The 26,500-nt window shown below is 35.2% G+C and carries 35 protein-coding genes, 2 tRNA genes and 1 riboswitch; of the genes, 10 read left to right on the top strand and 27 right to left on the bottom strand.

Annotated features, from left to right (window positions below; translation table 11 throughout):
• Positions 1 to 132: 132 nt before the first annotated feature.
• Positions 133 to 339 carry a hypothetical protein gene (locus tag EKM77_RS05410; protein WP_125593029.1) on the top strand — a complete coding sequence of 69 codons (207 nt, stop codon included), beginning with the start codon at positions 133 to 135 and terminating at the stop codon, positions 337 to 339.
• On the opposite strand, the gene EKM77_RS10950 is transcribed toward EKM77_RS05410, so the two are convergent.
• From EKM77_RS10950 to EKM77_RS05350, 14 genes are all read right to left on the bottom strand, one after another.
• The gene (locus EKM77_RS10950; protein WP_164507722.1) at positions 336 to 494 is read right to left on the bottom strand and encodes a hypothetical protein; all 159 of its coding nucleotides are present in this window, start codon (positions 492 to 494) and stop codon (positions 336 to 338) included. The two genes, EKM77_RS05410 and EKM77_RS10950, sit on opposite strands and share 4 nt — an antisense overlap.
• Entirely contained in the window at positions 491 to 1,228 is a 738-nt protein-coding gene (locus tag EKM77_RS05405; protein WP_125593028.1) for a Rha family transcriptional regulator, read from the bottom strand. Before EKM77_RS05405 ends, EKM77_RS10950 begins: the two co-directional genes overlap by 4 nt.
• A complete protein-coding gene (locus tag EKM77_RS05400; RefSeq protein WP_057813749.1) occupies positions 1,225 to 1,656 on the bottom strand; it encodes a RusA family crossover junction endodeoxyribonuclease in 432 nt (143 codons plus the stop codon). Before EKM77_RS05400 ends, EKM77_RS05405 begins: the two co-directional genes overlap by 4 nt.
• Entirely contained in the window at positions 1,649 to 1,975 is a 327-nt protein-coding gene (locus EKM77_RS05395; RefSeq protein ID WP_125593027.1) for a hypothetical protein, read from the bottom strand. Before EKM77_RS05395 ends, EKM77_RS05400 begins: the two co-directional genes overlap by 8 nt.
• An 11-nt stretch (positions 1,976 to 1,986) precedes the next feature.
• The gene (locus EKM77_RS05390; protein WP_125593026.1) at positions 1,987 to 2,748 is read right to left on the bottom strand and encodes an AAA family ATPase; all 762 of its coding nucleotides are present in this window, start codon (positions 2,746 to 2,748) and stop codon (positions 1,987 to 1,989) included.
• A gap of 9 nt (positions 2,749 to 2,757) precedes the next feature.
• The gene (locus EKM77_RS11060; protein WP_225425193.1) at positions 2,758 to 3,597 is read right to left on the bottom strand and encodes a DUF4373 domain-containing protein; all 840 of its coding nucleotides are present in this window, start codon (positions 3,595 to 3,597) and stop codon (positions 2,758 to 2,760) included.
• Positions 3,598 to 3,612: 15 nt separating this feature from the next.
• The gene (locus EKM77_RS05380) at positions 3,613 to 4,455 is read right to left on the bottom strand and encodes a PD-(D/E)XK nuclease-like domain-containing protein (protein WP_164507721.1); all 843 of its coding nucleotides are present in this window, start codon (positions 4,453 to 4,455) and stop codon (positions 3,613 to 3,615) included.
• The gene (gene bet, locus EKM77_RS05375; protein WP_125593025.1) at positions 4,394 to 5,263 is read right to left on the bottom strand and encodes a phage recombination protein Bet; all 870 of its coding nucleotides are present in this window, start codon (positions 5,261 to 5,263) and stop codon (positions 4,394 to 4,396) included. The genes EKM77_RS05380 and bet overlap by 62 nt, the downstream gene beginning before the upstream one ends.
• A gap of 11 nt (positions 5,264 to 5,274) precedes the next feature.
• Entirely contained in the window at positions 5,275 to 5,643 is a 369-nt protein-coding gene (locus EKM77_RS05370) for a hypothetical protein (protein WP_125593024.1), read from the bottom strand.
• A gap of 135 nt (positions 5,644 to 5,778) precedes the next feature.
• On the bottom strand, positions 5,779 to 5,934 hold the full coding sequence (locus EKM77_RS10945) for a hypothetical protein (protein ID WP_164507720.1): 156 nt from the start codon (positions 5,932 to 5,934) through the stop codon (positions 5,779 to 5,781).
• 12 nt (positions 5,935 to 5,946) lie between these two features.
• The gene (locus EKM77_RS05365) at positions 5,947 to 6,222 is read right to left on the bottom strand and encodes a hypothetical protein (protein WP_125593023.1); all 276 of its coding nucleotides are present in this window, start codon (positions 6,220 to 6,222) and stop codon (positions 5,947 to 5,949) included.
• A 2-nt stretch (positions 6,223 to 6,224) separates the two neighbouring features.
• Complete coding sequence (locus EKM77_RS05360) at positions 6,225 to 6,560, bottom strand: DUF771 domain-containing protein (protein WP_125593022.1); 336 nt, start codon at positions 6,558 to 6,560, stop codon at positions 6,225 to 6,227.
• Positions 6,547 to 7,044, bottom strand: a complete 498-nt coding sequence (locus EKM77_RS05355) for a hypothetical protein (protein ID WP_125593021.1) — start codon at positions 7,042 to 7,044, stop codon at positions 6,547 to 6,549. Before EKM77_RS05355 ends, EKM77_RS05360 begins: the two co-directional genes overlap by 14 nt.
• Before the next feature lie 73 nt (positions 7,045 to 7,117).
• Complete coding sequence (locus EKM77_RS05350; protein ID WP_125593020.1) at positions 7,118 to 7,339, bottom strand: helix-turn-helix transcriptional regulator; 222 nt, start codon at positions 7,337 to 7,339, stop codon at positions 7,118 to 7,120.
• Between the two features lie 138 nt (positions 7,340 to 7,477).
• On the opposite strand from EKM77_RS05350, the gene EKM77_RS05345 reads away from it, so the two are divergent.
• The 4 genes from EKM77_RS05345 to EKM77_RS05330 all read left to right on the top strand — a co-directional run bounded on the left by EKM77_RS05345 (position 7,478) and on the right by EKM77_RS05330 (position 10,302).
• The gene (locus EKM77_RS05345; RefSeq protein ID WP_125593019.1) at positions 7,478 to 7,792 is read left to right on the top strand and encodes a helix-turn-helix domain-containing protein; all 315 of its coding nucleotides are present in this window, start codon (positions 7,478 to 7,480) and stop codon (positions 7,790 to 7,792) included.
• Positions 7,793 to 7,804: 12 nt separating this feature from the next.
• Positions 7,805 to 8,263 (top strand): ImmA/IrrE family metallo-endopeptidase, encoded by a 459-nt coding sequence (locus EKM77_RS05340; protein WP_125593018.1) that lies wholly within the window; start codon positions 7,805 to 7,807, stop codon positions 8,261 to 8,263.
• A 53-nt stretch (positions 8,264 to 8,316) separates the two neighbouring features.
• Entirely contained in the window at positions 8,317 to 9,027 is a 711-nt protein-coding gene (locus tag EKM77_RS05335) for a hypothetical protein (protein WP_125593017.1), read from the top strand.
• Between the two features lie 159 nt (positions 9,028 to 9,186).
• On the top strand, positions 9,187 to 10,302 hold the full coding sequence (locus EKM77_RS05330) for a tyrosine-type recombinase/integrase (RefSeq protein ID WP_125593016.1): 1,116 nt from the start codon (positions 9,187 to 9,189) through the stop codon (positions 10,300 to 10,302).
• Between the two features lie 197 nt (positions 10,303 to 10,499).
• Here EKM77_RS05330 and EKM77_RS05325 read toward each other — a convergent pair.
• The 4 genes from EKM77_RS05325 to EKM77_RS05310 all read right to left on the bottom strand — a co-directional run bounded on the left by EKM77_RS05325 (position 10,500) and on the right by EKM77_RS05310 (position 13,788).
• Positions 10,500 to 10,572, bottom strand: a tRNA-Thr gene (locus tag EKM77_RS05325).
• A gap of 64 nt (positions 10,573 to 10,636) precedes the next feature.
• Positions 10,637 to 10,709 (bottom strand) — tRNA-Asn (locus EKM77_RS05320).
• Between the two features lie 65 nt (positions 10,710 to 10,774).
• Complete coding sequence (gene serS, locus EKM77_RS05315; protein WP_125593015.1) at positions 10,775 to 12,064, bottom strand: serine--tRNA ligase; 1,290 nt, start codon at positions 12,062 to 12,064, stop codon at positions 10,775 to 10,777.
• A gap of 275 nt (positions 12,065 to 12,339) precedes the next feature.
• Positions 12,340 to 13,788 (bottom strand): amino acid permease, encoded by a 1,449-nt coding sequence (locus EKM77_RS05310; RefSeq protein ID WP_125593014.1) that lies wholly within the window; start codon positions 13,786 to 13,788, stop codon positions 12,340 to 12,342.
• Between the two features lie 81 nt (positions 13,789 to 13,869).
• Positions 13,870 to 14,047: riboswitch (Lysine riboswitch) on the bottom strand.
• Positions 14,048 to 14,136: 89 nt separating this feature from the next.
• Between EKM77_RS05310 and EKM77_RS05305 the strand changes: the two genes are divergently transcribed.
• On the top strand, positions 14,137 to 15,660 hold the full coding sequence (locus EKM77_RS05305) for a helix-turn-helix domain-containing protein (RefSeq protein WP_125593013.1): 1,524 nt from the start codon (positions 14,137 to 14,139) through the stop codon (positions 15,658 to 15,660).
• Positions 15,661 to 15,873: 213 nt separating this feature from the next.
• Here EKM77_RS05305 and EKM77_RS05300 read toward each other — a convergent pair whose 3' ends face one another.
• The 5 genes from EKM77_RS05300 to EKM77_RS05280 all read right to left on the bottom strand — a co-directional run bounded on the left by EKM77_RS05300 (position 15,874) and on the right by EKM77_RS05280 (position 20,961).
• Positions 15,874 to 16,908, bottom strand: coding sequence for an acyltransferase family protein (locus EKM77_RS05300; protein WP_125593012.1), 1,035 nt, complete (start codon positions 16,906 to 16,908; stop codon positions 15,874 to 15,876).
• A 3-nt stretch (positions 16,909 to 16,911) separates the two neighbouring features.
• A complete protein-coding gene (locus EKM77_RS05295; protein WP_125593011.1) occupies positions 16,912 to 17,943 on the bottom strand; it encodes a DUF916 and DUF3324 domain-containing protein in 1,032 nt (343 codons plus the stop codon).
• A gap of 2 nt (positions 17,944 to 17,945) precedes the next feature.
• Positions 17,946 to 18,926 (bottom strand): WxL protein host-binding domain-containing protein, encoded by a 981-nt coding sequence (locus EKM77_RS05290; protein WP_125593010.1) that lies wholly within the window; start codon positions 18,924 to 18,926, stop codon positions 17,946 to 17,948.
• Between the two features lie 88 nt (positions 18,927 to 19,014).
• Positions 19,015 to 20,115, bottom strand: coding sequence for a DUF3324 domain-containing protein (locus EKM77_RS05285; RefSeq protein ID WP_125593009.1), 1,101 nt, complete (start codon positions 20,113 to 20,115; stop codon positions 19,015 to 19,017).
• Positions 20,116 to 20,253: 138 nt separating this feature from the next.
• Positions 20,254 to 20,961 (bottom strand): WxL domain-containing protein, encoded by a 708-nt coding sequence (locus tag EKM77_RS05280; protein ID WP_225425192.1) that lies wholly within the window; start codon positions 20,959 to 20,961, stop codon positions 20,254 to 20,256.
• Here EKM77_RS05280 and EKM77_RS11055 point away from each other — a divergent pair.
• The gene (locus EKM77_RS11055; RefSeq protein WP_225425191.1) at positions 20,951 to 21,097 is read left to right on the top strand and encodes a hypothetical protein; all 147 of its coding nucleotides are present in this window, start codon (positions 20,951 to 20,953) and stop codon (positions 21,095 to 21,097) included. The genes EKM77_RS05280 and EKM77_RS11055 overlap by 11 nt on opposite strands.
• Before the next feature lie 165 nt (positions 21,098 to 21,262).
• Here the strand turns inward: EKM77_RS11055 and EKM77_RS05275 are convergent, their stop codons facing one another.
• Together EKM77_RS05275 and EKM77_RS05270 are read right to left on the bottom strand one after the other, a co-directional pair.
• A complete protein-coding gene (locus EKM77_RS05275) occupies positions 21,263 to 21,700 on the bottom strand; it encodes an LPXTG cell wall anchor domain-containing protein (RefSeq protein ID WP_125593007.1) in 438 nt (145 codons plus the stop codon).
• Positions 21,701 to 21,817: 117 nt separating this feature from the next.
• On the bottom strand, positions 21,818 to 22,327 hold the full coding sequence (locus EKM77_RS05270; RefSeq protein WP_125593006.1) for a GNAT family N-acetyltransferase: 510 nt from the start codon (positions 22,325 to 22,327) through the stop codon (positions 21,818 to 21,820).
• Between the two features lie 112 nt (positions 22,328 to 22,439).
• Between EKM77_RS05270 and tpx the strand changes: the two genes are divergently transcribed.
• On the top strand, positions 22,440 to 22,934 hold the full coding sequence (gene tpx, locus EKM77_RS05265) for a thiol peroxidase (RefSeq protein WP_125593005.1): 495 nt from the start codon (positions 22,440 to 22,442) through the stop codon (positions 22,932 to 22,934).
• Between the two features lie 55 nt (positions 22,935 to 22,989).
• On the opposite strand, the gene EKM77_RS05260 is transcribed toward tpx, so the two are convergent.
• On the bottom strand, positions 22,990 to 23,754 hold the full coding sequence (locus tag EKM77_RS05260; RefSeq protein ID WP_125593004.1) for a flavodoxin family protein: 765 nt from the start codon (positions 23,752 to 23,754) through the stop codon (positions 22,990 to 22,992).
• 95 nt (positions 23,755 to 23,849) lie between these two features.
• Between EKM77_RS05260 and EKM77_RS05255 the strand changes: the two genes are divergently transcribed.
• Positions 23,850 to 24,491 (top strand): SDR family oxidoreductase, encoded by a 642-nt coding sequence (locus EKM77_RS05255; protein WP_125593003.1) that lies wholly within the window; start codon positions 23,850 to 23,852, stop codon positions 24,489 to 24,491.
• Between the two features lie 82 nt (positions 24,492 to 24,573).
• Here EKM77_RS05255 and EKM77_RS05250 read toward each other — a convergent pair whose 3' ends face one another.
• On the bottom strand, positions 24,574 to 25,422 hold the full coding sequence (locus EKM77_RS05250; RefSeq protein WP_125593002.1) for a YitT family protein: 849 nt from the start codon (positions 25,420 to 25,422) through the stop codon (positions 24,574 to 24,576).
• Between the two features lie 154 nt (positions 25,423 to 25,576).
• Between EKM77_RS05250 and EKM77_RS05245 the strand changes: the two genes are divergently transcribed.
• Positions 25,577 to 26,443, top strand: coding sequence for an NAD(P)-dependent oxidoreductase (locus EKM77_RS05245; protein ID WP_125593001.1), 867 nt, complete (start codon positions 25,577 to 25,579; stop codon positions 26,441 to 26,443).
• The last annotated feature ends 57 nt before the right edge of the window (positions 26,444 to 26,500 follow it).

Below are 26,500 nucleotides of genomic sequence, written 5' to 3'. Positions count from 1 at the left end.
TTCTGCACAATATATTGACATGCTGTAATTTTTTCACTAGAATATCGGTATTGAATACACGTTTTGCTTATCCTCCCCAGGATTACTTCTTAATCGTGTTATTCAAAATAAACTTTGTAAGGAGCCAAAATAATGGCAAGAATTAAGGTAACATCGCAAACTAAATCTGGAAGAAACACAGCATTTCATGATAATCACACTGGAAAAAACATGACTAGAACTCAATTTGTTGATGAGATTAAAGCTGGAAATTATAACAACTATACTGTTAAAAATATAGGTAACAAGCCAACTCCAGTTTCTAAACCCGACTCATCCAAAAATAATAATTTGGGCTAATTGTCTAATCCAACATCAATCTCATATTTATAACCATTTTTCAATATTATCTGATTGTCTGAAATTACGGCAATTGGCTCTGAATCATTATTTACAATCACTATATTCTGCCAATTCTTAATTGAATTGGCATTTTTTTTATCATTATTCTTCATTGTTGACCTCCAATAGTTACCGTCTTAATATCTAGCTTCTCAATCATAGGAACAATATCGTGAGCTTTTAATAGGTTGTATAGTCCTACACGACCTTTTTGTGTCCATTTGGTTAAGGTACGTGGCTTGCCATCAATCATTCGTGTTGATGAGCTAACCCAACCGTTATCTTGATATTCAGAATATAAATACCAAATGCCACCCAATTTGTATTGAATCTTAAGCTTTTTAAGTAGGTCATTAAATGCTTTGGCACTCATTCCATAATCCTTTGCGATTGTCGTAGTAATGATTAATGATTTACTAGCCATGATTTGATCAAAGTAATTAACTTTGGGTTTCATAGCTTCAATTTGTTCTTGCTGATCCGCAGCTAGACGTAAAGCTTCTGCCATTGTTGATGGAACTTTGAAACCGCCAGTTTTAATGTGACTTTCCATTTTGTTGAAGGCTTCAATGTATTTAAGCTTAAATTTCATTGCTTTTTTGCCGGTGAACCCCATAGCCAATAACGTAAACCCATCACGATTCATATAAATAATTCGATATTGCTGTTTATTTTGAGGATGAGTATATGTATCTTCGTAAAATAGGTCTGCCCAATTTTGCGCAACCCCCTCTTTTAAATCATCAACTGCTCTTAATACATCTCGATGGTTTTTATTAAATGTTTCTGCTACTTGTAAGCTGCTAGTTACTGCTTGTTGATCTTTCATAATTACTAAATCGTTCATTTTGTCCACTCCTCAATCAGAATTTCAGTACGTGGGTGCTCGTCGTAATTCTTTTCAGTGTCGTGTTTCCAAATTTGCCCATCATCGAACCAAGCCTTTGCTAAGCCATCAAAAATAGCTTTTTCATAGTTGTCCAAGTCGGGCTTCACAGTCGGCTTTACCTCATGATTAGCACGCCTCTTATGCTCTGCTTTGGATAATCCTTTTTGGATTCTTCTGTAAAATCGAATATGTGCAACCAGAGGAACACCTTTTTTGAAAAGCTGTTTGTTATGATACTTATCCCAGTACAGCGTTTTGATTCCGTTTTTGTAAATCCGATATTTTTTGTCTGTATATCCCCGCTTCTTGCCACCTAGTGAGCTAAAACGAGGACGTGAGGCGGGTACTGGTTCACCGTCAATTACTAATTTCAGTTGATTAGTCAAGTTGCACGTCCAAAATATGTGGATTAGCATCAACAAGTTTTTTATCAATACGTCTTTGAATATGATTAATCAACGAAGCAGCTAAAATGATATCGTTATTAATTTCTATATTACCTTGATAAATTGAGCATTCATCGTCTAAGGCTGTTAGATTCTCAAGAGTGCCATATAATTGGCTATAAGCTGATTCAGCAACATCACTGGCAACAATCAATGTTTGATTCAAGTTATCGATGCTGTCACGTGAATAGCTTCGACTTGTAGGAAGTAGAAGCATTTTTAGTTCTGGTGTTAATTCCATATTTTTTTGTTTTAGCATTTTAATTTCTCCTAATTATTTCTCATGTCGCTACCGCTAAATTTAATTGTGTTAGCGGCTTTTTTTGTCATTAAGCGACTAATAATTTTTGGATCGTAAAGCTGTTGTAGCTCACGCCCTGTATTGTTTGTGGTGATGATATTTGTTTTATTTTTTCGATAATCTGCAAAGCGAAATAAGATTCGTTGAGCATAGTTAGTTGCTTCATTCATTTCGGATCTTAACGATGATTCACTGCCCAGATCGTCAATGACAAGCACGTCACAGTTCTTAACACACTCTTCAACCTTGTAGTTGTCTTGTTGTAAGAACTGATCTTTAAACGCCATTTGTGAGTTATTAACGAACATCGCAAAACTCAAGAAGTAGCATGATAATATGGTATCTTGGCTATTCAAACCGTTCAAAATGCTAACAGCCAACATAGATTTACCAAGTCCTGGCTCACCAGTAAAAAGAAAGTTACCTGTTTCACCGACATAGATCCTATTAGCAATATTCTTAGCCTGTTTAAGCTCACTTGCTTGTTCAGGCGTATCAGTTCTAAAATCTGCAAAATTGTATTGTAGGTCGCTGAAATCACTCACTAAAGAGCTTCTAAATATTCCCTCACGCTTAACTTGAATATTTTTTTTAGTGAATTCGATAGATCGTTGCTGTTCTCGTTTATCACGCTCAGAAATAACTTTTTTGAAGTCAATTCCTGAATAGTCAACACCGTGTTTTAAGGCTATTTCACGGGAAACTTTATCCAATCCAAACATTGATTCCATAGCTACCCCCTAGTACGGCAAGTCATAGAGTGGTTTTCTACCACCCTTGTTGCCATTAAAATTATTTGGTGCGTCTGCTTTATCTATCAACTTGCCAAACTGCTTTCTAAGTTTTGAAGCAGATAAGATATTGTTCTGCCAAAAACTGTCTTGTTGACACCATTCAATAATTCGTTTGATATCGTCGTAAGAACGTGCATCACGTTCGTGCATTAGTCTGATGTCATTAGCCCATTTCTGTGTATCAGGTGGGTTCTTGGAATCAGTCGGATAGATGCTAGAGTTACGTTCACGTATCTTAGTTAGCAAGTAATTGGCTAGTTTCAAATTAATATCGTCCGGGTCGTAAACACTCTTTGCGGGTTTCGAGTCGTGACTATCTTTATTACTTTTATTTACTTTACTTTTATTTACTTTACTTTGTGTATTAATGTTTACATTAACTCCTTTTGAATCAGAGTTATTGGCTACATTAATCCAATACAAGGTGGGTTTTTGTTGCTTTCTTCGCTTTGTAGCATCTAAATAGGTTTCTTGGATTCGCTGGCTCGTTAAAACCCTAACCGAATTGAACAGTTCCTTATCAAAGGTTCCGTAATCAATTAAGCGGGTAACGATTTGATCAGCCATGGTTGATGAAAGACCATCAATCTTATTGACCAACTGCATCTCACTCAATTTATTCCACTGCAAGTAGTAACCTTTCTTGTACACCGCAGACAGCAGATAAACCAACATGAGAACACCTTTACTACCAAACTCGCCCATTAGTGCTTCTACTTTTTCGTTATTTATAAAATCAACATCGAAGGGAAAGTAGTCAAGCCCAGATTTTATCGGTCTCGCCATCGCTACCCGTCCTTTCTAGTTAATTATGTCGTCCATTGATACAATTTCATTTAACTTTTTAGTTAATATGCAATACTCACATCGCTCACAACGTTCTGGTTCAACAATTCCATTTTTAACATCTTCAATATGAGATTGTTTCTCATCTATAAGTGCCTCCGCTTCATATAACCGCTCATCAGGAATCGATATAATGGCCTTATCAGGAATGTCTTGCTTAGAAACAGCAGCTATATAAGGATCACACCAAACACCAAATGTTTGATATATCAATTCTTTATAAACATACATTTGAAGTTGATAGTTCCATTTAGCAACAAACGATTCTTTAGTTCGCGTCTCGGAATTCCAGTACACTTTCAAAATATCCTGGGTTGTCTTTAAATCAATGAAATATCCTTTTTCAAGATTTAAACAATCAACTTTACCTTTCCAATCGACCCCATCGATTTGACCAGTAACAATCACTTCTTTACTTCCTTGATACAATTTAGTGAAACCATCATCATCTTTTAACGTATCAATTATCTTATCAGCATCTTTATATTCTTTAAGTAATCCGTGAGGCTTTCTCTTAGAAAGAAGTTCATCTTGATTCTTATCAATAAATTTCTGATGTGCTTCAGGACTTTCAAAATATGAATGCAAGTAATTACCAACTAGTAAAGCTTTCTTAAAATCAGGTTTATATTTGCCATTAATTTCAGCCATGGCCGCCGCTTCGCAAGCTAGGAACTTCTTAAAGAATGTCGGTGATTGATATTGCTTATCTGTCGTTAAATCGTAATAGTTCTCACTATTTAAAGAGATCCGTTTGCCCGTCCGGCTCTGGGTTTGATTCTCCTTCTGGCTCAACATCTTCATCAATACCCCCATTCTTAATTTCTTCGTAAGCTCGTTTTGCTTCTTCATCACTCATTGAGTTATCAGTTTCTTCAGTAACTGGTTCAGGCGTTACATCTTTAACCGGCTTATTATCCGTTTCCGGTTTATCTGGTACATCGCCTACTAGATCATCAAGATTCTTTTTAGGCTGGCTGTGTGGGGCTTTATTAACATCGCTGGTACTATCTTGAGTATTAGCGTCTTCCTCCGTGTACATAGCTCCTAAATCTTGTGGGAACGCCTCACGTAAAGCATTTACTATTGCAGTTTTGCGAATCATATTAGCAGGCATAGCCGCCCAAGTTGCAGTAGGTTTCCCATATTTAGTTTTTACAAACTCTGAATAACTAATTTCAATATAGATAGGTGCTTTTCTATCATCTCTGAATACGTTAGCCCAGCCTCCAACAAGTTCATCTGTCGGTAACGTAAATGCTCCGTCGGTGTAAATCACTTCTTTATCACGTACGACGATGCAGCCAGCTTTGATACCATTGTAATTTTTACTTTGTTCGGCACGTTTCATAAACGCATCTTTTGAAACAATGATTTGAGCTGGACTGTCACCAAACTTAATTAAGTACGCTTCATTTAAAAACGGGTTTAAATGTTGATACTTACATAAACTGATAAACATCAAAGCCTCTTGATCAGTAATCTTTCCGTTACCATTAACTAGAAAGTTTTTAACCGTATTGGCTGTTAGTTTTACGCTTTGACCATTAACATCAAAGTCGGTCGCCATTAACTCTTTATCATCTTTTGCTACTTCATTAGCCATAATTATTCCTCCTAGCTTCTTTCGACATCTTCAAATTGGAGCATGTCATCGAAATCATTTGATACTTGCTTGAATCCATTTAATAAGAATTCGTGTTGCCCTTGTCGTGTCATAGCGTTAAATAGTTCTGTGACACCATATATATGTTTATCCAGCAACCAACTAATAAAGCTATCTGTGTCGCCGTAGTCAAAATAATAGCCATCAAATTCTTGAACACTGCTATATGGGTCAAGCGTTTCATTTTTATAATCCCGAATAATCTCGCCATCGACTGTGAAGTAATCTTCATTTAACGTTGGAGCAGATCCGTAAGAATTAACTGCTCTATATCGTTCCTCGTCATATAGATACGAGTTATCTAAATCGATTTGTTTCATTTTACTTACCTCTTTTGTGGTAAAATATGTGTATTGAAAATTTTATTTTGCTGAGAGACTTGCTATTTTGTGGATAGCAGGTCTTTTTTTATTACATCAGGAGTTCTGTCTGTATATGTATCGATAACATAGCTTTTATTTGAAAAATAAATCAAAAACTTTTTTAAAACGTTCATTTTGCTTCTTTATCCACCCTTCATCAAAATCAAACATATTTAGAAATCCGCCTTCTTCACTTGAAAAATATCCAACTAGAAAAGCGACGCTACTAAAAAATAATATCCAAAACATATTTATTACCTCCTAGAAACTGAAAATATATTGGTTAGTGACATTAGTTAAACTGCGGTTATATGAATTACACTCGATTGATATTCCTGCTTTTTTCAAAAATTGAAGTACATCGTTTGGAATTGGTTCTACATAGCTTTTTTGAATACTACTCATTTGATTAAATTTTGCTATGCTAATTTGCTCTTGCAGATCAGTTAAAAGTTTTCTACTTTTAGCTTTTTCTTTTCCAATTTTTTCAGTTTTGTTTAAGTAATCCGCAAACAGTTCCGGATCTGATATATACATTCTTAAATTCCTCCTTTAATAAAATATTGCGGGTGATCTATTACGAACTTCCCAAACTCCGGAGCTATAAACTTCCAATGGCTATGACCATCTGAATAATAAACACAACCACCGTTCTCTATATCTAGCTGTTTTCTGATAAAAGGCTTATCTAATATTGATCTAAGTGTTTTATCAGAAAGTTTTGAAATCTTCATAGCCCACTTGAAATTTTCTAATCGGTTTTCTTCGACATATGGATTTTGCAGATCTTCTAAGGTCCGCTTATCAATCCAGCCAAGCACTAAATTATTTTTCTCGGCAATCGGTTCAAACTCGAATGATTTAGCTTCTTGCATGATGATAACTCCTTTCTATCAAGGCTTTTTGAATAGGTACGCCGTAATCTTTAGCAATATTGAATGTCGCTAAAGTCATTTGTATGCCTGTCTCAAGCATTTCTATTAAGCGGGGTTCAATAATACGTATATCCGGGTTAGGCTTACTCAACTCAACTTTTAGCTTTTCTAAAGCCTCGTCGCTGTCCATATCTTCTGTCTGACTTCCGACTACCATGGATAGATCATCATTTCTATACCTACTAGTAAGTTCCAACATTATCGTTGGAAGATTATTTTGGTAACAGAAAACTGCTAACTTAAATCTGTTATCTCCTAAACTGTCAGCTATTGGCCAAAGGTATTCGTCTTTGACCTTTCGCTTTTTCATCCACTTACCAACTGCTGCCGCTGTAACTCCGGTAGCCGCCGCAATATCTGGATCTTTTATATTTGACCTGATCTCCAAATTAAGAAACTCTTGAAATATGTTTACATCATTCATGTAATCACCTCCTTTTAGTTGCACTTTTTTGGTAGAGTCATAAACCTAATAGTTAATACAATTTAAGTGTATTTTAATTAGTCACTTTCTTATCACTATATGTGATGTTTTCTCCAAAAAAAAGAACCCCCACGCTGGTATTAAAGTGATTTGCCATTTTAATTTTAAGTGAATCTGACACACCTTGGATTCCTTGCTCCGCCTTTTGATACTTAGAGATAGATATATTAAGGCGTTCCGCTGATTCTTGCTGTGTTTCCCCCAAAATATTCCTATACTCTTTTAATTTATTCATCAAATCACCTCCTTATTACTTTATGTGATAACTATACTATTACTAATTGTAATTGTAAACACTATTTGTAATATTATCCTATTTTTTACCCTAACTATCACATAATGTGATAGTTTATTACTAAAGGAGCTGAATCCTATGACCACCGGACAAAGAATAGCTAAACTGCGAGTGCGTAAAAATTTATCACAACCACAACTGGCGGATATACTTCATGTTAGTCAAAGTACAGTCGCGATGTGGGAATCCAATAGAAGAAATGTAAGCAATGACGATTTAAAAAAATTATCTAAATATTTTAAAGTATCGACTGACTATTTACTGGGTAATAATGAAGAACCCGAATTGCTAGCAAACCATTTGGATATCAATTATAAAGACCTATCAGACGATCAAAAAAAACAAGTAAAAAACTTTATAAAGTTTCTTAGAGATCAAAATGAAGAAAATTAGGACTGATGTTTAATGAATAGACTTGAATATTTAATGAGTAAATATTCTGAATTAAAATTTGTTTATACGGGACGTATGGCAGACTTCCAAGGAGCGACTATATATAACGACCACGTTTACATTAATGAAAATAGATCTTATCAACAAAATCTCCAAGATGTCGCAGAAGAAATTGGACATTACGAAACAACCGTTGGGGACATTTCCGGTCAAGACGGTTTAAATGAAAGAAGACAAGAATTACAGGCGCGTAGGTACGGTTATATGCTACTTGTTGACCTAGATAGTCTAATAGCTTGCTATAAAAACGAGATAAAAACTCCTTGGGAACTTGCGGACTTTTTCGAGTGTAGCGTCTCTTACATTTGGAAGGCTATTGACGCTTATCGCCTTAAATACGGAGAAAAATTTGATTATAAAGGATATTGCTTCAATTTAAACGGTGGCTTCAACATGAAAAAAATTAGGTAATATTACGTCCAGAAACTGACGACTTTAAAAGCTGAAAATTTAGGGGGTTTATTATGTCTAAAAAAATAGTGGGGAAAGACGGAAAGGAATACTCCGTTAAAGAGAAAAAGCCGTTTTATAAAAAATGGTGGTTCTGGTTAATCGTCGCTATCGTTCTTATTTTTATTGTACCGGCAATGATCGGCGGATCTGGTAACGATAGCTCGGATAGTTCTGATGTTAAAGACGCAAAAACAACTAATACAAGTAAAGATACTGACGATTCAAATACGGCAAAGAATAATAGTAAAACAATAGAACTCGATAATGATGAAGCTACCGTGCTTAAGGAAATAAGTTACAATCCTAAATATAACGACGAATCATGGGCCGGAACTAAGGTCAATATTGATCGCGTAAAGGTTGCCAAAATTAAACCATTTAAAGATAAAGAAGAAGATAACCACGTTTATAAGGGAATTATACTTGTTCATTTTAACGTCGAAGCCTCTAGGGATATTAATTTTTACCCTAGCCAAGGAACACTGGTTACAAGTGATGGCCAACAAGTGGACGCAAATATGTATTCTAGTGATGATTTTGACGGTGACATAGCTAAAAATGCAAAAAAATCAGGTAATGTTCTATATACTTTAACAACACTAAATAATCCCAAGGACATCAAGAACATCAGATTAAAATGGGACGCTAATTATGATACCGATGATGTCGAGGACGATAGTGCTTATAAAACTTATGACATAACGGTTAATCTAGCAAATTAAATATTAAGCCTTAATTGGCTTTTTATTTTTATCGTCAAAAGAACATACGTGCCCCTATTAGTTAATTAAACCCCCTTGATTTGTAAATTTTCTGTTGAAAAAACGGCAAAAAAATAGAACTAAACCGAAGTTTAGTTTATGAAAGTGAGAAATTGATAAATGTCGGTTAATAAAAGGAATGGAAAATGGGAAGCTAGAATTTCGTATAAGGATAATCACGGGAAGTATCATACTAAAAGTAATACTTTTGATCGTAAGTCAGCTGCGATAGATTTTGAAAGAGAAATGCAGTTAGATAAAAAGCAAATGGACTTTAGTAAGATCAACATATCATTTACAGATTACTATACTAAATGGACTGAACTTTACCGCCTTCCTGGCGTTAACCAGGGTGGTATGAAACGGTATGAGAATTATGGGAAAAAATTAAAGGAATATTTTGGCGATGAAAGACTTATAGATGTTTCAAAAAGTGAATATCAAGAATTTATTAATAAATACGGTGCAAAGCGATCAAAATCTACCGTTAGCCGCCTAAATTCGTATGTGAAGGCAATGTGTGACGAGGCGATAGACGAAGGTATCATGCGCCGAAACTTCACTAGGAACGTAAAATTAGTGTTTGGAGTGGCAGCCGTTAATGCGGAAGATAAATATTTGCAGCTAGATGATTTTGCTAAATTGCTACATCAAGCTGAATTAAGATATGACCTGTCTAATACATCAGCTCTTGAAATAATATTTATTGGTAATTCTGGTGCTAGATTTGAGGAGGCTCACGCATTGAGTTGGAATAATGTTCATTTTGAAAATAATACTGTAACGATCAAACACGCGATACCCTCCGGAGGAAACACGATTAAGGAAACAAAAAACCCGACTTCAACTAGAACAATCGCTATAAATCCTAAAACTATGGATCTTTTAAAAAAGCATAAAACTAACCAAGAAAATTATTACAAAGCTAAAGGGATAACGAACGATAACGATTTTGTATTTAGAAATAAAAAAAGAGAAAACCCTAGTAATAAAGCCGTAAGCGATATGTTGAAAGATCTTCTTAAGGAGGCAGGCGTAAAAGATGTAATAACACCTCACGGGTTAAGACATACGCACGTATCTTACTTGTTTGCCCATAATTTCAGTCTACTGTATGTTTCTCAGCGAGTTGGTCATGCCAACCCACAAGTAACGTTAAGAATCTATGCCCACATCATGCGTGCCGTTCAGCAGGACGAAGACGCCCGCCTAGAAGGCTTACTAGATGATTTTTAGCACTCAAGTGCAAAACGTTGTGCAAATTTTTTGCACTTTTTTTATTTTCAAATTGTCTTTTAACTAAAGTGCAAAATTTTGTGCAAAGGACTTTCCTACCCCATCCGTTTGATATAGAAACAAAAAAATAGGGAAGCCTATATATCAGCTTTCCTATTTCATAATTTGCGAACCTCTGTTCTATCCGGTCTTAAAAATGCCAGTTGCAGGATTTGAACCTGTGACCGCCGGTTTACGATACCGATGCTCTACCAACTGAGCTAAACTGGCAAAATAAAAAGACTACACCTACTAGATGTAATCTTATCACCTAGGCAGATCCTAAGTTTTTATACTCCGGATGTCAGACTCGAACTGACGACACCCTGATTAACAGTCAGATGCTCTACCAACTGAGCTAATCCGGAATAATTCAATAATTGTTTTTCAACAACTATTAAATTTTATCAATCTGTCAAATAAAGGTCAATATCTATTTGGCATTTTCCTTAGTAATTTTAGTAACTCCACCCATATATGGTACTAAAACATCAGGAATTGTAACTGAACCGTCTTCGTTTTGGTAATTCTCCAAAATGGCGGCAACTGTTCTACCACATGCTAAACCTGATCCGTTTAATGTGTGAGCTAATTTTGTCTTACCATTTTCATCACGGTAACGAATTTGGGCACGACGAGCTTGGAAATCAAGACAGTTTGAGCAACTTGAAACTTCACGATACTTATCTTGTGCTGGTAACCAAACTTCAAGGTCATAAGTCTTAGTTGAACTGAAACTTGCATCACCACTTGAAAGGACGATCACATGATATGGAAGGTTCAATTTCTTAAGAATATTTTCGGCATTAGCTGTCATGCTTTCCAATTCATCAAATGAACTTTCTTGGTCAGTAACTTTAACCATTTCAACCTTATTAAATTGGTGCATTCTGATCAATCCACGAGTATCACGTCCGGCACTACCTGCTTCTGAACGGAAACTTGGTGACAAGGCTGTAACCTTTTCAGGTAATTCCTTACCATCAATGATCTTGCCAGCGAAATAGTTTGTTAATGGTACTTCAGCAGTTGGGATCAATGTTAGCGGATTTTCATCAACCATAACTGTATAAACATCTTCTGTAAATTTAGGGAATTGACTTGTACCAAACATTGCTTCGTTATTTACCAAGTATGGAGGAATAACTTCTGTATAGCCTTCTTCGTGATGTTGGTCGAGCATAAAATTATAAACAGCACGTTCCAATCTAGCACCCATACCAATGTAGTAAACAAAACGGCTACCTGAAACTTTAGCAGCTTGGTCAAAATCAAGGATTCCTAAGTCTTCACCAATATCCCAGTGATGTCTTGGTTTGAATCCTTCTTCTGGAATTTTACCCCATTTACGAATTTCCTTGTTGTAACTTTCATCAGGTCCAACTGGAACTGAATCATCTGGGAAATTAGGGAGACGAACTAAAATGTATCTCATTTTCTTATCGACTTCTTCAAGTTGTGCATCTAATGATTTAATATCAGCACCAACTTGTTGCATGTCGGCAATTTCTTGATCGGCATTTTCCTTGTTACGTTTCTTTTGAGCAATACTTTGAGAAACAGTATTACGTTTTTCCTTCAAAGTTTCTGTTTGTACTAATAAATCACGACGGTTCTTATCTAAGTCTAACAACTCATCAACTTCCTCATTAGGAATACTACGAGCAGCTAACTTTTCTTTGGCCCATTCTGGGTTTTGTCTGATCAACTTAATATCTAACATATTTTTCCTCCTACAAAAAAATGGCCGAATCATCCCTATAAAGGGACGAATCGACCATTCGCGGTACCACCCAGTTTCAACGTTTTCACGTTGCACTTTCAGATTTTATCGGATCAATCCGGACGGAATTACCCGCCACCAGGATACTGGAATAGAAATCTTAACGATTCACACCAACCATCGTTTCTCTGAAAGATTCATGAGTAGGTATCCTATTAGCTTTAATATTTAAATATATCATAATTGAAAATAATTTTATTTTCAACTCTTAGATTTTAAAAGTGATGATTCTTTTTTGTTTCAGCGACATCAATATCGTCAAGTTTAACAAATTTAGTCTTATATCTTAGCTTGTAATATAACCAGCAGATAAAGAGAATGATTAGACCACTGTAACTGATCAACAGACGTCCCATATTGAAGTTGACTAGAGATCTAATATCTTGACCAATAATAATGATAATTCCTAATACGATCGCCAAAATGGGTCCAAATGGGAACCATTTAGCTTTATATTTCAAATCGTCTAAGCTATATCCTTTATTTAGATAAGCTCTTCTAAATCTATAATGTGAAAAGGCAATTCCTAGCCAAGCGATAAATCCTGTCAAACCACTAGCAGCCACTAGTAATTCATAGAAAGAGTCACCGTATAAACTAGTAAATAATGCTGCACCACCAACAAGAGCAGTCAATAATAATGAAAATACTGGCACACCATGATTATTTGTTCTCTCAAAAGTCTTTGGTGCCATACCTTGTTTACTCATTGACCAAAGCATACGACTGGCAGCATACAAACCGGAATTTGCAGCAGAAATAACTGACGTTAAGATAACAGCATTCATAATACCGGCAGCAAGTGGAATACCAACACGTTTGAAGACGATAGTAAATGGACTGATAGCAATATCACCAGCCTCTGAACCTAACAAGTTAGGACTTGTATAAGGGATCAAAGCACCAATAACAGCGATAGATAAAATGTAGAATAAAAGAATTCTCCAGAAAACTTGCTTGATAGCCTTTGGAATACTCTTTTCAGGTGTAGCTGATTCACCAGCTGTAATACCGATCAATTCAGTACCCTGGAATGAGAAACCAGCAACAACGAAAACGCTCAATACTGCCGGTATCCCACCAACGATTGGAGCTTTTTTATAAGTATAATTTGATAAACCAACTGCACCATTTTGACCTAAAATACCAAAAATCGTTAAAGCACCAACGATCAAGAAGACAATAACAGCAGTAACTTTAATTGATGATAACCAATATTCAGTTTCACCAAATGAACCAACAGATATTAAATTGATCACCAATAAAACAACTAAGAACGTCAAACTGATTTTCCAAGAAGACCAGCTTGGGAACCAATACTTGATAACCAATGAAATTGTTGAAAGGTCAACCGCCAAAGTAATAGCCCAGTTAAACCAATAATTCCAGCCTAAAGCAAAACCCATAGCTGGATCGATAAATTTTGTAGCATATGTTGCAAATGAACCAGAAACTGGCATATAAGTAGCCATTTCGCCAAGACTAGTCATTAAAAAGTAAACCATAATACCAATAGCCACATAGGCTATTAAAGCTCCCCCAGGACCGGCTGTTGAGATAGATGAACCACTAGCAACAAATAATCCAGTACCGATTGAACCTCCTAAAGCGATCATTGACAAATGACGAGTCTTCAACGACCGGTTGACATCTGTGTTTTCCATATAATTCGTTTCCCCTTTTTGGACCAAAAAAAGCCCCTATTACCAGAAGAAACTACTGACAATAAGGACTTTCGTATCCAAATGATCAATAGCTCAACGCATTTCACTGCGACAGTCCGCCACTTATTAAGTAACGTCCCAACAAAACACACCATTAGGGGTGAGTTCGTTTCGGCATTTTTACCTTTTTCATCTTTGTCAAAGTACCCTAATGTACTCGAAAAATGTGACTAATTAAAAATGCACCTCTATCTGATTACAAAACATTATAAATAAATGTTAACATAGTATCAAGTAGGTTATTAAATTCATGTGTTTTAACTTCATTTTATTTGGGAGAATCGGATTATGTTGGAACAAGTATTTTTAGTGAGGCAAGAAGTTGAAAAGTATAACATGTTTACCGTAATCAAATCATTGCCTCCTCAAGAACTGAACTTAAGCAATATTGGTAATCGAATGGAATTTTCATATCAAAAGACTTACAACATTTTTCAAGCCTTGCTGAACGACTTACTCGAATTGGTTCCAGACTTAGATCCTAAAGTAACTAAGATTGAATCAATTGATTTCGATAAACTTTCAGTGGATAAATATCGTCTGCACTTAGTTAAAAACGCCATTGTCTTTCAAGCTTTTAACTATGGCTTAACTAGCCCTAATCCCTCTTTAGAGGCTTTTAGCAACGATCACTTCACTAGTAAATCCACTTTGAACCGTAAAATGTCCAACTTCCGTATTTTTCTTAAAAACTTCGGTCTAAAGGTTTCTAATTCAACTCTAGAGATAAAGGGTGATGAGAAAAATATTCGTTGGATGGCTTATTTCGTTTATTGGCAAGTCTATCACGGTTTGGAATGGCCTTTTTCATTCATCCAGCAAAAAAATATTAAAAAAATAATTGACGATGCGAATATTCATTTTGATAATCCTATCGCCACTCTTCAGCTGGAATATTTAATTGCAATTTCACAAATTAGAATAACTAAACGTTGCTACATTAAAAATATGGGTAAATTTAACGAAGTGTTTGAAGATGCTGATATTGGCGATCCAATTTTGAATCCAGAAGCTTACACACTCGTTCCCATAAATGCTTTGGATGAAGAAAATAAATTTATTAATCTCTTCAAAGGAGTAGTCTTTGAGGCTGGAGAAACCGACAGTGATAAACCGGTTAACCTAGACTTCAAAATCAATTCTAAATTCTACGGAATCGTCTATCGATTCGTTGATTTTTTGAAGGAACGTTATAACGATGATATGAGTGTTTATCGTAATCAGAGGATCCTAACTAATATTATGACCTTCGTTACACGTGAAATTGTCTTCTACTACATCATGGCGCCAGATTCAGTGATTCGATGGAGCCACTATGATGATTCGCCTGAAGATACTAAAGAATACACGTCACTTTACCAAGATGTCTATGAATTCTTTAACAATGTGGATTCAGAAAAATATCCTGGAGTATATAACGCCGCTGAAAATATTGCTAGAGACTTGTTCAAAGTTTTACCTAGCTATATTTCAACTATTAAAGAAAGCGACATTATTCATGTTAAATTATTGGCTGATCCGGGTAATCCGATCGAGGCAGTTATTTCAAGAAATATTAAATCTTTAGACTTTGCGGAAATTGTTCCGATCACCAAATACGAGAATGTCGATGTATTAATTACGACTTTGGATGTTTTTCCTACTAAAGAAGAATTAAAGAAATATCCTGAAGATCTGGTTGTTATGCCTTGGGATATTTCGTCTACTAGATCTGATTATATTTATCTGATGATTCGTCTCAATAAGATATATGTAGCTAAACTTAAAAATAAAGTCGATAAAATGAAGAAGAAACGTAAGACGGCTAAATAGTTACCTTTTCCGTCTCCGGACAAAAAAATAAAAGCCTGCTGTGGGAACGTCTTGAGCCTCGGTCTCAAGACTCGATTTTTAGCTTCACTTTGTGAATCTAAAAATACGTCCTGTGCTGTAAGCGATGAATCGCTAACGGCACTGCCACAGCTGACTTTTATTTTTTTGTCCTCCGACTAGTATAATTCAATATAAAAATCAGAAAATTCTAATTTATGGATTTTCTGATTTTTTTGCTATTAAACTGATTAATTTGAAAATGGCCGATCTTACAATATCGATCAGGTAACATCCTAGCATGATCAACAATACTGTTCCTAGACCATACAAATTTAATTTTGTTAAATCATGGATCTGTTTAAAATGAAAATTACTCCACAATTGCTTTAAAACGAATATGTTTTGAGTTATTAAATATACTGCAAACATGTGTCTTGCTACTTGATTAAATATGACATGGAAGACTGGCTTCAGATTTATAAAAATTAGAAAAAGTCCCCATGCTGACAACAGTGCAAAAATTCCTGTGTAAATATTTGTGAATCGATCTTTAGTTAAAATTATTTGATAATACATAATTATGTAGATAATTATTGTATTAACGACAAATAACGATAGGCCTATCAGATAATTCCAATTATTTCTGTGGATAAACTTAGCAATGAACGTTCCAAACAAATAAGCTGTTATTAATATTCCTAAGCCAACTGTTTGAGAAGCAATCGTATTGTTGATAAGTGGGAAAATGCCACAGATTACTACCAAAACTGTTAGTAAATATGCAAACTGCCGTTTTGTTAGTTTATTAACTGCTTGATTAATAAAGGGTACTAACAGCATCAAAACTACATAGCCGCTCACAAACCAATATTGATTAAAGGTTATTGGCATTACGGACTGCCATAATTTATTAGTTTTTACAGGGCTTTGCCAATTAAGTGCCAAGATCAAGAATAATATACTGTAAAAATACACTTCTGCGTATACTTTCAACGTTTTCTTGACTGATTGTTTAATAGAAATATTTTTTATCCCCAAGTAAAAGCCTGAGATCATTACAAAAATATACACCCCAATATCTCCCAGCGGTAAATAAAAAAGTGACCAAAATGCCGACCACAAATGATTGTGAGCGATCAAATAGTCACTTCTTCCACCCTGCGCCCAAAGACTAAAATGATGCAACGTGATAAAGAGCATACTAATTATTCTTAGTAACTCTATATTTGAATTCCTTGTTTTTCTCATAATTTACTTTCTGCGACGAGTTGATTTTCCGTGCTTAGAATCACTATTTCTTTGTGAGTAATAGAGGTACATCCAAACTGCAACGATAACCAGGATAATAATTCCTACCAAAATAATGATCCATTGATGATTATTTTGTCTAACTGGTTCAGTTTGTTTTTGAACTTCTTTTACATCAGTTTTAGAAACACTGATCGTTTTAGTAAAAGTCTGTTTAAAGCCATTCTTACCAGTTAAAGTAATTTTGGCTTTATAAGTTCCGGCTGTAAAATCATCAATTGGTATAAAGTAATTGAACTTGGAATTAGGTGCTATTTGTAGATTTTTAGCATGATAATTTAAAGTTTTTGAACCATGTTTTATCCTAGATTTTAATTTCACATTATTGATGTTGATCGGTGCGGTATTGTCCATTGTAAAGGCGATACCTTTACTACCAGAAACTGCCTTAGGGAAAGCATCGGTCAAATGCATATCAGGGTTTACTGCGTCATCTTTAGAACGGAGTACGACACCTTTAACATAGCGGACTTGATTTTGAATATTTAAGTTCTTTGATTTAGTTGGCGAAACATTAGCAATTGTCGTTACACCACCTAAAATAATCCCTTTATATTCTTTATTAGGTGATTTTACTTTGAAACTAACTTCCTTAGATTCGCCTGCTTTTAAGTTTACAGTCTGTTTACGAGAACCTTCGACTAATGAGCTAAGTTCTGGCAAATCACTCTTATACGTCGATTTATTGTATTTGTCGTAACCGATCGTAGCCGAATCAGCTGTATAAGCATTATTTACTTCAGCAGTGACTTTAATACTCTTACTACCAGTGTTAAAGATAATTATCTTTAAAGTCTGATCCTTATTTGGTTCCACTTTTAAGTCAAAATAAGATTCATCTTTGTCAATCTGATTATCAGGTAAAACTGATTGGATCGAATATGACTTGTCACCCGCTGCTTCAACCTTTGTCGTCTGATTAAACAAAGGAATCGCAAAAATGAACATTGATAAAAATACTATGAGTTTTTTCATGTTTAACTCCTGTTCTGATACCAAATTCCCCAAAAAATGAAGACTATTAATGTTACTAGAACACCACTAATCAAGATATATGTCAAAGTCTTATCGTAAATCAGATTACGTGATTTTGAGTTGATCTTATTAGCATCACTTTGAGAAATTTTATAAGTTTTGTGGAAATTCCAAACAGTCTTCCCACTTCTTGCTACACCCTTCATCTTGTAAGTACCCGGTGCAATAGGTGTCTGATTTTGATTAAAATCAATTGGCACTTTGGAATTTGGCGCAATCTTTGGATAACGAAGATCAGCCACCATCTTCTTTGGACCTAAATTAAAGCGGTCTAACCAACTTTGACGTTTGACCGTCATATGAACAACAACATTCTTCATTAATCCCGGTTGATCATTTTGTAGGTTAACATACATGTGCGGCTGATAGTTTTGAACACCCAGTGTTAAGTTGTAGGCTTTTAAAATTCCACCGACAGCTTTGTTATCACCGGTGATCCAGACTGGTACGTTGGCGCTACCGCTGTAATTGCTAGTACTCTCATAAACATTGAAACCACCGATCATTAAACCATTAATCTTATGATCTGGTAATTTAACCTTGAAGGTTACATCTTTAGTTTGATTTGACTTAATATGAACTTTTTTCATTTTAGTCATACTGGCGAAAGAATCTTGTAATCCATAATCGCCTTTTTTTACAACATCAGTAAATACTAATTTACCATCGTCTGAAGTAGTTGCGTTAGTTGGCGCCACAACTAAATCAATAGAGCCACTGTTAAAATTACTGATGGAAATTTTTAAGTCTCTAGTTTCTCCACCTTTGCTAATGATTTGAAAACGATCAGTAATATCAGAATCATTAACTAATGGCGTTACAGCTATACCCTTAATATCCGCGGATACTGTTGTGGGAGTGACAATTATCCCCAGAATAAAGCAGGTGAGAAATAGTAAAATATATTTCAATTTCTTAGTCATTATTGTGCCCCATATTCTTTAATCTCTACACCTATGATAATACTAAAAAAGCCGCTCCAAGTCTTGGAACAGCTTCTTTTTTTTAAAATTAACGACGACGTCTTCTAGTTGGTTTATTTGGTGTATTACCATTATTATTATTTCCATTATTATTCTTATTTCTTCTACCTAGATAGATACCTAGTCCAAGAATAATAGCAAGTAATAGAATACCAAGAAGAATATATAGCCACATGTAATTAGGCTTGATTCCAGCTAACTTGTTGTACTTAGCAGCTTGTGCGTTAGTAATTGTAAAGTCTTTGTTCAAAGTCCAGCTCTTAATACCATTATTAGTCTTATAAACTAATTTCAAATGATAGTTACCAGCTTTCATAGGTTTCTTACCCCATGAGATTGAGTAATCATAATTTGATGTTGGAGCAATGGCTTGTCCAGTTTGTGACTTCGTGATTTTAAAACTTTTATCATCCTTTTTAGTGACAGTAGCTTTAGAACTCAATTCTGTAACAAAACCATTAGCAGAATTGTGAACGTTAGCATTCACACCAGCTCTTTGATGAGCTGCATCAGATACCAAACCTGGTTTTACAGTATTAATTGAATATTTTGGATCTTGATTAGCACTAGATTTTTGATGAATTTGAATAGGTAAAGAATAACTAAACTTATTCTTGATCAAAGTACCATTAGCACTAACAGTTCCCTTAGCTTTTTCTTTATAAGGTTTTACATTAAATCCACCCATGATATAACCCTTAAAACTCTTCTTTGGAATAGTTAAAGTAACAGGGATAATCATTTCTTTTCCACCTTTAACAGTCGCAATGATATTGTTAGGTGTAATGGCATCACGTGTTTGAATCTTTAAACTTGGGTCATGGACTTTAGTTTTATCATAGCCTGGCTGTCCACTATTATTTGTATAGGCAGTATTAGCGTTGATGACAAATTTACGTGTCTTATTAGACTTGTTAATAACACCTATTTTAACTTGAACTTGTTGCCCAGGGTCACCCTCAATAACGTAAGTACCATTATCAATATTAACTTCGTCCGCACTAGCTTCAGGCTTGATTGAATAATCACCAGAAGCAGCTTGTGCAGTTTGAATCATTGCAAAACTTGAAACTATTAAACCAAATATTGCAAAAAAAACGAATAGAGATCGTTTAGATACTCTTTTCATAATAAATTCCTCCCACAGAATCTTAAATATAACTTCTCTTACATCATACAAAAACCACTACTATAAGTATAGTAGTGGTTTTATTTAAATCAATTGTTGTTAACTACTAAATTGATTATTAATTTATACAACTAATCTCTATTCACCTGAAGCTGCTGTTTTATCCATAGCTTTTGGTGTTAATGTCCATGTAATAATTGAGTGTACTGACTTAACTGAAGCATTTGTTGCATTAGCTGCTTCACCAGGAACAGTTAATTGTGCATCTGCGTTAGGTGAACCTGTTTGTGCTGCAAATTGAGCAATAATAGCACCATTTGAATATGAATCTTTTGCTAAGTTAAGAACTGGTGCTGTATCACTGGCTGATCCAGTACCACCAGATGTCATACTTGCTGCCAATGATTTTTGACCTTGAATAACATCTTTAGAATTTGTTGAAGTTGTCAATTGTACTGGTTGCAATGCAAGTGTAAATGCACCCTCAACAGCTTTATCAGTACCGTCTGCATTTTTAGTTCCATCAGTAAATGCACCTAATTGTGCAGTAACATCAAATCCGGCTGTACTGCCAGCAGTAGTACCGTTTGCACGTGAGTCTGTTACTTGAAGGATACCTGATTGGTTACCATCATTGTCGATAACTGAACTGTTGTCTTGAAGATCAACTGTTGATCCAGCTGCGGCTGTACCGAATCCAAAGTCAGGAACCTTGTCTAAGGTTAAAATACCACTGATGATTTTAACATTTGCATCTGATTCTGCAGTTGCTGTCTTCATATTAGCTTGTGTACCTGTACCATCATCATAAGCAATGGCTAATCCAGGATTGTCTTTGTCGTTCAATGGGTTAACAGTTTTATTCTCAGTACCTGTTGGTGCAATAGTACCATCTTCGTTAACTGTTGCTGATGTTGTAGCAGCTTGTGCTGTTAGTGATGGTGCAAATGCTCCTAATACGATACCTGCTGTTGCTAATTAGCCTACGAGTACGTTTCTTGATAATTTCATGTTTGTTTCCTCCCTGATATACGAATTACTTTTTTGATGTAACTTGATTACATATTGATAATACCAATAAAACTGCTTCTGTAAACTTCACCTTTTGTAAATGAAATTTATTAAAAATGGTATTTTTTTGTAACCATTAATTCTTTAAAGCTTGTTTAATTCTCTTCATGTAAAAAGCGAATAGACCAACCAACATAGATAAACCGACAATAACTAGTCCTGTTTCATCAGCATCCCCTGTTTGTGGATATGATGATAAGTTATTGATGTTTACTGATGGCACGTTATCTGATGACTGAGTTTTACTTGAATCCCCGTCTGTGTTATCCCCTGTGTTATCACTTGTTACTAGTACGTGGGCGTTTGAAGGTCCTCCGCCGTCATCACTGTCTTCAGCGACAACTGGTTGAGCACTATCAACGGAGCTTCCAGTAGAATTATTGGCAGAGTCGGCGATGACTTGATTTACCCCAAAGGCACCAACGACTCCAAAGACAATAACGGCAATCGCAAATAAACCGATCATTCGCTTTTTGAATGTAAGATTTTTATTTGATCTTCTTTTTCTTTTCATATCAAAAACCTCTCATCAAAAATCAGTCTATTATCTCCTTACCAAGATTAAGTTTAACATGTAAGCTATTACTTTAAATTCCGTTTTACTTAAGAAATCTTTTCCAAAAGTGGGAAATTACGGCTTTATTAGATAAAAGTCTAACGGCACTTCATCGTCGGTTAAGAGAGAATTCTGATTTACTTGATAAATAAATTTGAATTTTAGCTTGTTTAATAGATTTTTTGTGGGTAAATTGTCAGTTTTGACTGCTGCCCACAGTTCACGTAGTCCTAATTCTTTAAAACCATAGTCAATTAATAGTGAAATTGCCTCACTACCGAGTCCTTTTCTTCTATATTCCTGACCGATAATAAACCCAATTTCTCTAGTTTCCCTTAAATCAGCAGTTATTCCCCGCTCATTTAATTCAATTATCCCTACCATTGAATTATTTTCAAGTGCAATTACATAACTATTTGGTAACTCCTGATACTTCTTAAACAGCGTTTTAGCTAAATTTTCATTATCGGTGTACTCCAATCCAGCCTTTTGGTGATTGTTTTGATCTTTTACTAAGCGATAAAATTCATCGAAATCTTCTTCAATAAAGTTTCGAATGATCACTTTTCTTCCTATTAGATACATTTTTATTCCTTCACATCATTTATTCTTTTCGCACAGCCTAATTCCTAGGTTTTTAAAAAATTATCATCTATAATTAGATTATAACGTTTGTAATAGGAAAGGTGTGGACAGTATGGATTTAGATTTCAAAGGAGAAACAGTAACAACCTTGGGGCAACCTCCACTAGTTGGTGAAAACTTCCCAGATTTCAAAGTATTGGATAAAGATGGAAAGACGGTTCAATTAAGCGACTTCTTGGACAAACCGCTTTTGATCAGTGTCGTACCTGACATTAATACTCGTGTATGCAGTATTCAAACGAAACATTTCAATACTGAAGTCGATGGTCATTCAGAGATCAACTTCATTACCATTTCAACAAACACAATTGAACAACAATCAGATTGGTGTGCGGCTGAAGGCGTTAAAAACATGCAAATGATTTCTGACGTTAATCATGATTTTGGTAAAAAGAGTAAATTATGGATCGAGGACAGAGACATATTGGCACGTTCAGTTTGGGTAGTCGACAAGAATAAACAAATCCTTTACTCAGAAATACTAAAAGTTCAAACAAACGAACCAAGCTATGACAAAGTATTGGACCAATTAGATCAAATGAACTAGATTTTTATAGAAGAAAGGCAGTAATCCAAAAAATCGGATTACTGCCTTTTTATTTTTAACGTCTGCGATGCTTTACAAAGGTAACAAAATGCAAAATGCAGGCTAATAGTACAAAGAAAATCACGGTAAAACTTATATAGTTGATCCAAAAATTATTAATTGGCATTACGTATTGCAAGGGAACTTGGATACCCATAGTAATTAAAGCCATAATAGCGATCATGAAAAATAGCTGAATATATCTTTTCAAAGTTGAGTCATCCTTTCTCTTCTTAAGAGATATTTTGTGTCCGTATTTAGCGGCTAAACGTTTCTTACCTTCGGGAATTTCTTTCATTCCAAATGTACCGGGTAAGACGATCTCACCTGTTTTAATTACACCTGCCGCTGACATTACTCGATCGATCGTCTTTAAACTTTCGTCAGTAACACCTGTCACAAAATTTTCTAACGGACTTACATAACAAGATGTAATGCTCAAATAATGCTTATCTTTAAATTTTCCCGGAATAGTATCGCCATTTTCTTTAAAATAAACGAACTTAGGACGCATACAGTCAAAAAAGTTTTTTAGAACTCCAGATAATTCACGCCAATATGTTGGTGCGGCAAAAACCCAAACATCACTTGCCATCAACTTTTCGGACAATTCGTCCAATACAAGGTTTTTCTCGTGGTATTTATGCGGAGTGATCTGATAATTTTCTAAATAGATCGTTTCAGTTTCTACACCCTCATCAACGTTCTTTAAGACCTCATCAAGCATTTGCGCGTTTAATCCATGCTCTTGATGAGATGCCAAAATGCCAAGAACTTTCATATAACCCCTCCCTTTTCTTCTATTATAATGAAATTCATTTCATTGGTAAAAAGAATCTTTTGCTGATAAGGTAAGAGTAATAAGGAGGATCGCACATGAAAGTATTAATAATCGGGGCTCATGGTAAAGTTGGGCATTTATTAATTGGTGAATTACAGTCAAAAAACATTGATTTTGTAGCTGGTTTAAGAAGTAAAGAACAAATCAAGGCCTATCAGGATAATAACATCCCTACTCAATTTTTAGATTTAACAGCATCTTTAGACGATATTACTAAATCTGTCAAAGAATCTGGAGCTGATGTTCTCCTATTCTCTGCTGGAGCTGGTGGCGCTGGATATGATTTAACGATTCAAATCGATCTCGATGGTGCTATTAAGACTATGATGGTTGCTGAGGCACTTGGTATAAAACGTTATATCATGGTCAGCTCGATCTTTAGCGACAATCGTGATAAATGGGACGCATCTGGTATTAAACCATACATGATTGCTAAACATTATGCTGACGTTCATTTGCGTGGGACAGATCTTGACTACACAATTATCCATCCTGGTGCTCTTACTAATGATGAATCAACTGGTAAGATCAAATCACTTGGTGAAAATGAATCTGGAAGTATTCCAAGAATCGATGTTGCCAAATCATTAGTCGAGATACTGCAAAATCCTTCTACAATAAAGAAAGAATACAATATTGCCAGTGGTGACGAATTGATTTCTGATGTAATAAAGTAGTAAAAACAGACATATTTGTTTAAATTAAAAAAGGGGGCTGCAATCCAAAATTGGATTACGTCCCCTTTTTGCTACAAATATATTAATTATCAAAAAAGTTTCCCATGATAGACATGGTTGGTTGAATATTTATGAAGGCATCGGAATCGATTTTAGCAACTGCATCTCTAACAAAGAATAATTGATATCTAGTTAGGACCATTGTTGCTGAACCAATTTGTTCGCCTGAATAGCCACCTTCCAAATGGTGATCGAGTGTGACTCCGCGATGAACTGTTTTCAAAAGTTCTTGTGCAATATCATCGATATGGTGCGAATAAACTGTAACAGTAATTTTCTGTTGCTGGATATACATTTTGTCGACTAATAAGTAAGTAACATAAATAGACACTATACTGTATAAAGCCAACTGCCAACCGAATACGACTCCGGCAATAGAAAGAATAATAGCATTAACATAAAAGCCTATTTCACCAACACTTTTTCCAGTACTCTTCTGAACTAAAAGAGCGATGATATCAGTTCCACCGGTTGAAAAACCGCAACGGAAACAATATCCGGTACCAACACCAACCATGACCCCACCGAAAACGGAAGCTAGCATTGGATCATTTGTAATTGGATTTAACGGTATAAATTTAATAAATATAGTGGATGATGCAACGGCAATTAGTGATAGAATAGTGAATCTTTTGCCCAATTTAAACCAGGCAATTAAAATAATCGGTACGTTTATAATAAAATACCACAAATAAACTGGGCTGTTGATTTTAGCAAATTCAGCGAACAGGTTTGATATAAGCTGACCTGCACCCATGACCCCAGCAGTATAAATTTTAGCTGGTTGTAAAAGTAATTGAATCCCCATAGCAGAAGTTATTCCAAAGAATATTGCTGCAAAGATGTCTCTTGGATAATTATTGAATTTCATTTTGAAATCACCTCCTATTTTTTTGCTAGCCTCACACACTATATCCTAGGAATTTCTAAAAAACAATATACTTTTGAATTATCACCAAATATTTTAAATTTTGAATCAAATAGATTATATTTTATATATAAACAAATTATCAGGAGGTAGAAAAATGCAAAAAATTGGATTTATTGGAACCGGTGTCATGGGCAGTGGAATCATAAACAACCTGTTGAAGGAAAAGTATCAAGTGTATATCTACACTAGAACAGAATCTAAGGCTGAACCCTTAATTAAAAAAGGTGCTAAGTGGTTCAATTCTCCCAAAGATGTTGTTGAAAATACTGATATTATTTTCTCAATGGTAGGCTTTCCAAAAGATGTTGAAGATGTTTATTTTAATTCCGAAAAAGGCGTCTTCAAAGATCTAAAATCTGGTCAAATAATCGTTGATATGACGACAAGCACCCCTACTTTGGCAAAGAAAATCGGAGCAAAAGCTGAAGAAATCGGTGCTTTGGCATTGGACGCCCCTGTTTCTGGTGGAGACGTTGGTGCCCGTGATGGTAAATTAACTATCATGGTCGGTGGCTCAAAAGAAGCCTTTGATCAATTGCAGCCAATCTTTGAAGTTATGGGCAAATCAAATCATTACTTCGGATCATACGGTGCCGGACAAAATGCCAAAATGGCAAATCAAATCATGATTGCCGGTACTATGACCGGAATGACAGAGATGCTAGTCTATGCCAAAGCAGCCGGTTTGGATCTTCCTTCTATTATAAAGACAGTTAGTGGTGGCTCTGGCGATAATTGGAGTTTGGAAAATTATGCGCCTAGAGTTTTAGACGGCGATTTCAAACCCGGATTCTTTTCAAAACATTTCTTGAAAGACTTAAGAATTGCCATAGATGAAAGCGAAAAGATGAAACTAAACTTACCTGCAACTAAGCAGGCTAAAGAATTATATGAAAAATTAGTAGACGAAAAAGATTTAGGAAATGATGGTACGCAGGCATTAGTAAAATTGTGGTGGTAGTTTGACGCTCCGGTAAAGAGATAGCACCTGCTGTGGGACCGGTTCAAGTCACGGTCT

It is taken from the genome of Companilactobacillus baiquanensis (genome assembly GCF_003946605.1).
In the GTDB taxonomy this organism is placed as follows: Bacteria; Bacillota; Bacilli; order Lactobacillales; family Lactobacillaceae; genus Companilactobacillus; species Companilactobacillus baiquanensis.
The sequence above is the reverse complement of the archived record's forward strand: the minus strand, read 5'-3'. Positions and strand labels throughout refer to the sequence as shown.

Excerpts from the sequence above, each read along its gene's own strand:
- EKM77_RS05300 (WP_125593012.1), bottom strand. The coding sequence starts at position 16,908 with ATGAGAAAAACAAGGAATTCAAATATAGAGTTACTAAGAATAATTAGT.
- EKM77_RS05330 (WP_125593016.1), top strand. The coding sequence starts at position 9,187 with ATGTCGGTTAATAAAAGGAATGGAAAATGGGAAGCTAGAATTTCGTAT.
- EKM77_RS05260 (WP_125593004.1), bottom strand. The coding sequence starts at position 23,754 with ATGAAAGTTCTTGGCATTTTGGCATCTCATCAAGAGCATGGATTAAAC.
- EKM77_RS05390 (WP_125593026.1), bottom strand. The coding sequence starts at position 2,748 with ATGGAATCAATGTTTGGATTGGATAAAGTTTCCCGTGAAATAGCCTTA.
- EKM77_RS05270 (WP_125593006.1), bottom strand. The coding sequence starts at position 22,327 with ATGTATCTAATAGGAAGAAAAGTGATCATTCGAAACTTTATTGAAGAA.
- EKM77_RS05395 (WP_125593027.1), bottom strand. The coding sequence starts at position 1,975 with ATGCTAAAACAAAAAAATATGGAATTAACACCAGAACTAAAAATGCTT.
- EKM77_RS05335 (WP_125593017.1), top strand. The coding sequence starts at position 8,317 with ATGTCTAAAAAAATAGTGGGGAAAGACGGAAAGGAATACTCCGTTAAA.
- EKM77_RS05360 (WP_125593022.1), bottom strand. The coding sequence starts at position 6,560 with ATGCAAGAAGCTAAATCATTCGAGTTTGAACCGATTGCCGAGAAAAAT.
- EKM77_RS10945 (WP_164507720.1), bottom strand. The coding sequence starts at position 5,934 with ATGTTTTGGATATTATTTTTTAGTAGCGTCGCTTTTCTAGTTGGATAT.
- EKM77_RS05290 (WP_125593010.1), bottom strand. The coding sequence starts at position 18,926 with ATGACTAAGAAATTGAAATATATTTTACTATTTCTCACCTGCTTTATT.
- EKM77_RS05355 (WP_125593021.1), bottom strand. The coding sequence starts at position 7,044 with ATGAATGATGTAAACATATTTCAAGAGTTTCTTAATTTGGAGATCAGG.
- EKM77_RS05255 (WP_125593003.1), top strand. The coding sequence starts at position 23,850 with ATGAAAGTATTAATAATCGGGGCTCATGGTAAAGTTGGGCATTTATTA.
- EKM77_RS11060 (WP_225425193.1), bottom strand. The coding sequence starts at position 3,597 with ATGGCGAGACCGATAAAATCTGGGCTTGACTACTTTCCCTTCGATGTT.
- EKM77_RS05365 (WP_125593023.1), bottom strand. The coding sequence starts at position 6,222 with ATGTATATATCAGATCCGGAACTGTTTGCGGATTACTTAAACAAAACT.
- EKM77_RS05285 (WP_125593009.1), bottom strand. The coding sequence starts at position 20,115 with ATGAAAAGAGTATCTAAACGATCTCTATTCGTTTTTTTTGCAATATTT.
- EKM77_RS05275 (WP_125593007.1), bottom strand. The coding sequence starts at position 21,700 with ATGAAAAGAAAAAGAAGATCAAATAAAAATCTTACATTCAAAAAGCGA.
- EKM77_RS05350 (WP_125593020.1), bottom strand. The coding sequence starts at position 7,339 with ATGAATAAATTAAAAGAGTATAGGAATATTTTGGGGGAAACACAGCAA.
- tpx (WP_125593005.1), top strand. The coding sequence starts at position 22,440 with ATGGATTTAGATTTCAAAGGAGAAACAGTAACAACCTTGGGGCAACCT.
- EKM77_RS10950 (WP_164507722.1), bottom strand. The coding sequence starts at position 494 with ATGAAGAATAATGATAAAAAAAATGCCAATTCAATTAAGAATTGGCAG.
- EKM77_RS05295 (WP_125593011.1), bottom strand. The coding sequence starts at position 17,943 with ATGAAAAAACTCATAGTATTTTTATCAATGTTCATTTTTGCGATTCCT.
- EKM77_RS05250 (WP_125593002.1), bottom strand. The coding sequence starts at position 25,422 with ATGAAATTCAATAATTATCCAAGAGACATCTTTGCAGCAATATTCTTT.
- EKM77_RS05305 (WP_125593013.1), top strand. The coding sequence starts at position 14,137 with ATGTTGGAACAAGTATTTTTAGTGAGGCAAGAAGTTGAAAAGTATAAC.
- serS (WP_125593015.1), bottom strand. The coding sequence starts at position 12,064 with ATGTTAGATATTAAGTTGATCAGACAAAACCCAGAATGGGCCAAAGAA.
- EKM77_RS05345 (WP_125593019.1), top strand. The coding sequence starts at position 7,478 with ATGACCACCGGACAAAGAATAGCTAAACTGCGAGTGCGTAAAAATTTA.
- EKM77_RS05410 (WP_125593029.1), top strand. The coding sequence starts at position 133 with ATGGCAAGAATTAAGGTAACATCGCAAACTAAATCTGGAAGAAACACA.
- EKM77_RS05370 (WP_125593024.1), bottom strand. The coding sequence starts at position 5,643 with ATGAAACAAATCGATTTAGATAACTCGTATCTATATGACGAGGAACGA.
- EKM77_RS05405 (WP_125593028.1), bottom strand. The coding sequence starts at position 1,228 with ATGAACGATTTAGTAATTATGAAAGATCAACAAGCAGTAACTAGCAGC.
- EKM77_RS05245 (WP_125593001.1), top strand. The coding sequence starts at position 25,577 with ATGCAAAAAATTGGATTTATTGGAACCGGTGTCATGGGCAGTGGAATC.
- bet (WP_125593025.1), bottom strand. The coding sequence starts at position 5,263 with ATGGCTAATGAAGTAGCAAAAGATGATAAAGAGTTAATGGCGACCGAC.
- EKM77_RS05310 (WP_125593014.1), bottom strand. The coding sequence starts at position 13,788 with ATGGAAAACACAGATGTCAACCGGTCGTTGAAGACTCGTCATTTGTCA.
- EKM77_RS05380 (WP_164507721.1), bottom strand. The coding sequence starts at position 4,455 with ATGTTGAGCCAGAAGGAGAATCAAACCCAGAGCCGGACGGGCAAACGG.
- EKM77_RS05340 (WP_125593018.1), top strand. The coding sequence starts at position 7,805 with ATGAATAGACTTGAATATTTAATGAGTAAATATTCTGAATTAAAATTT.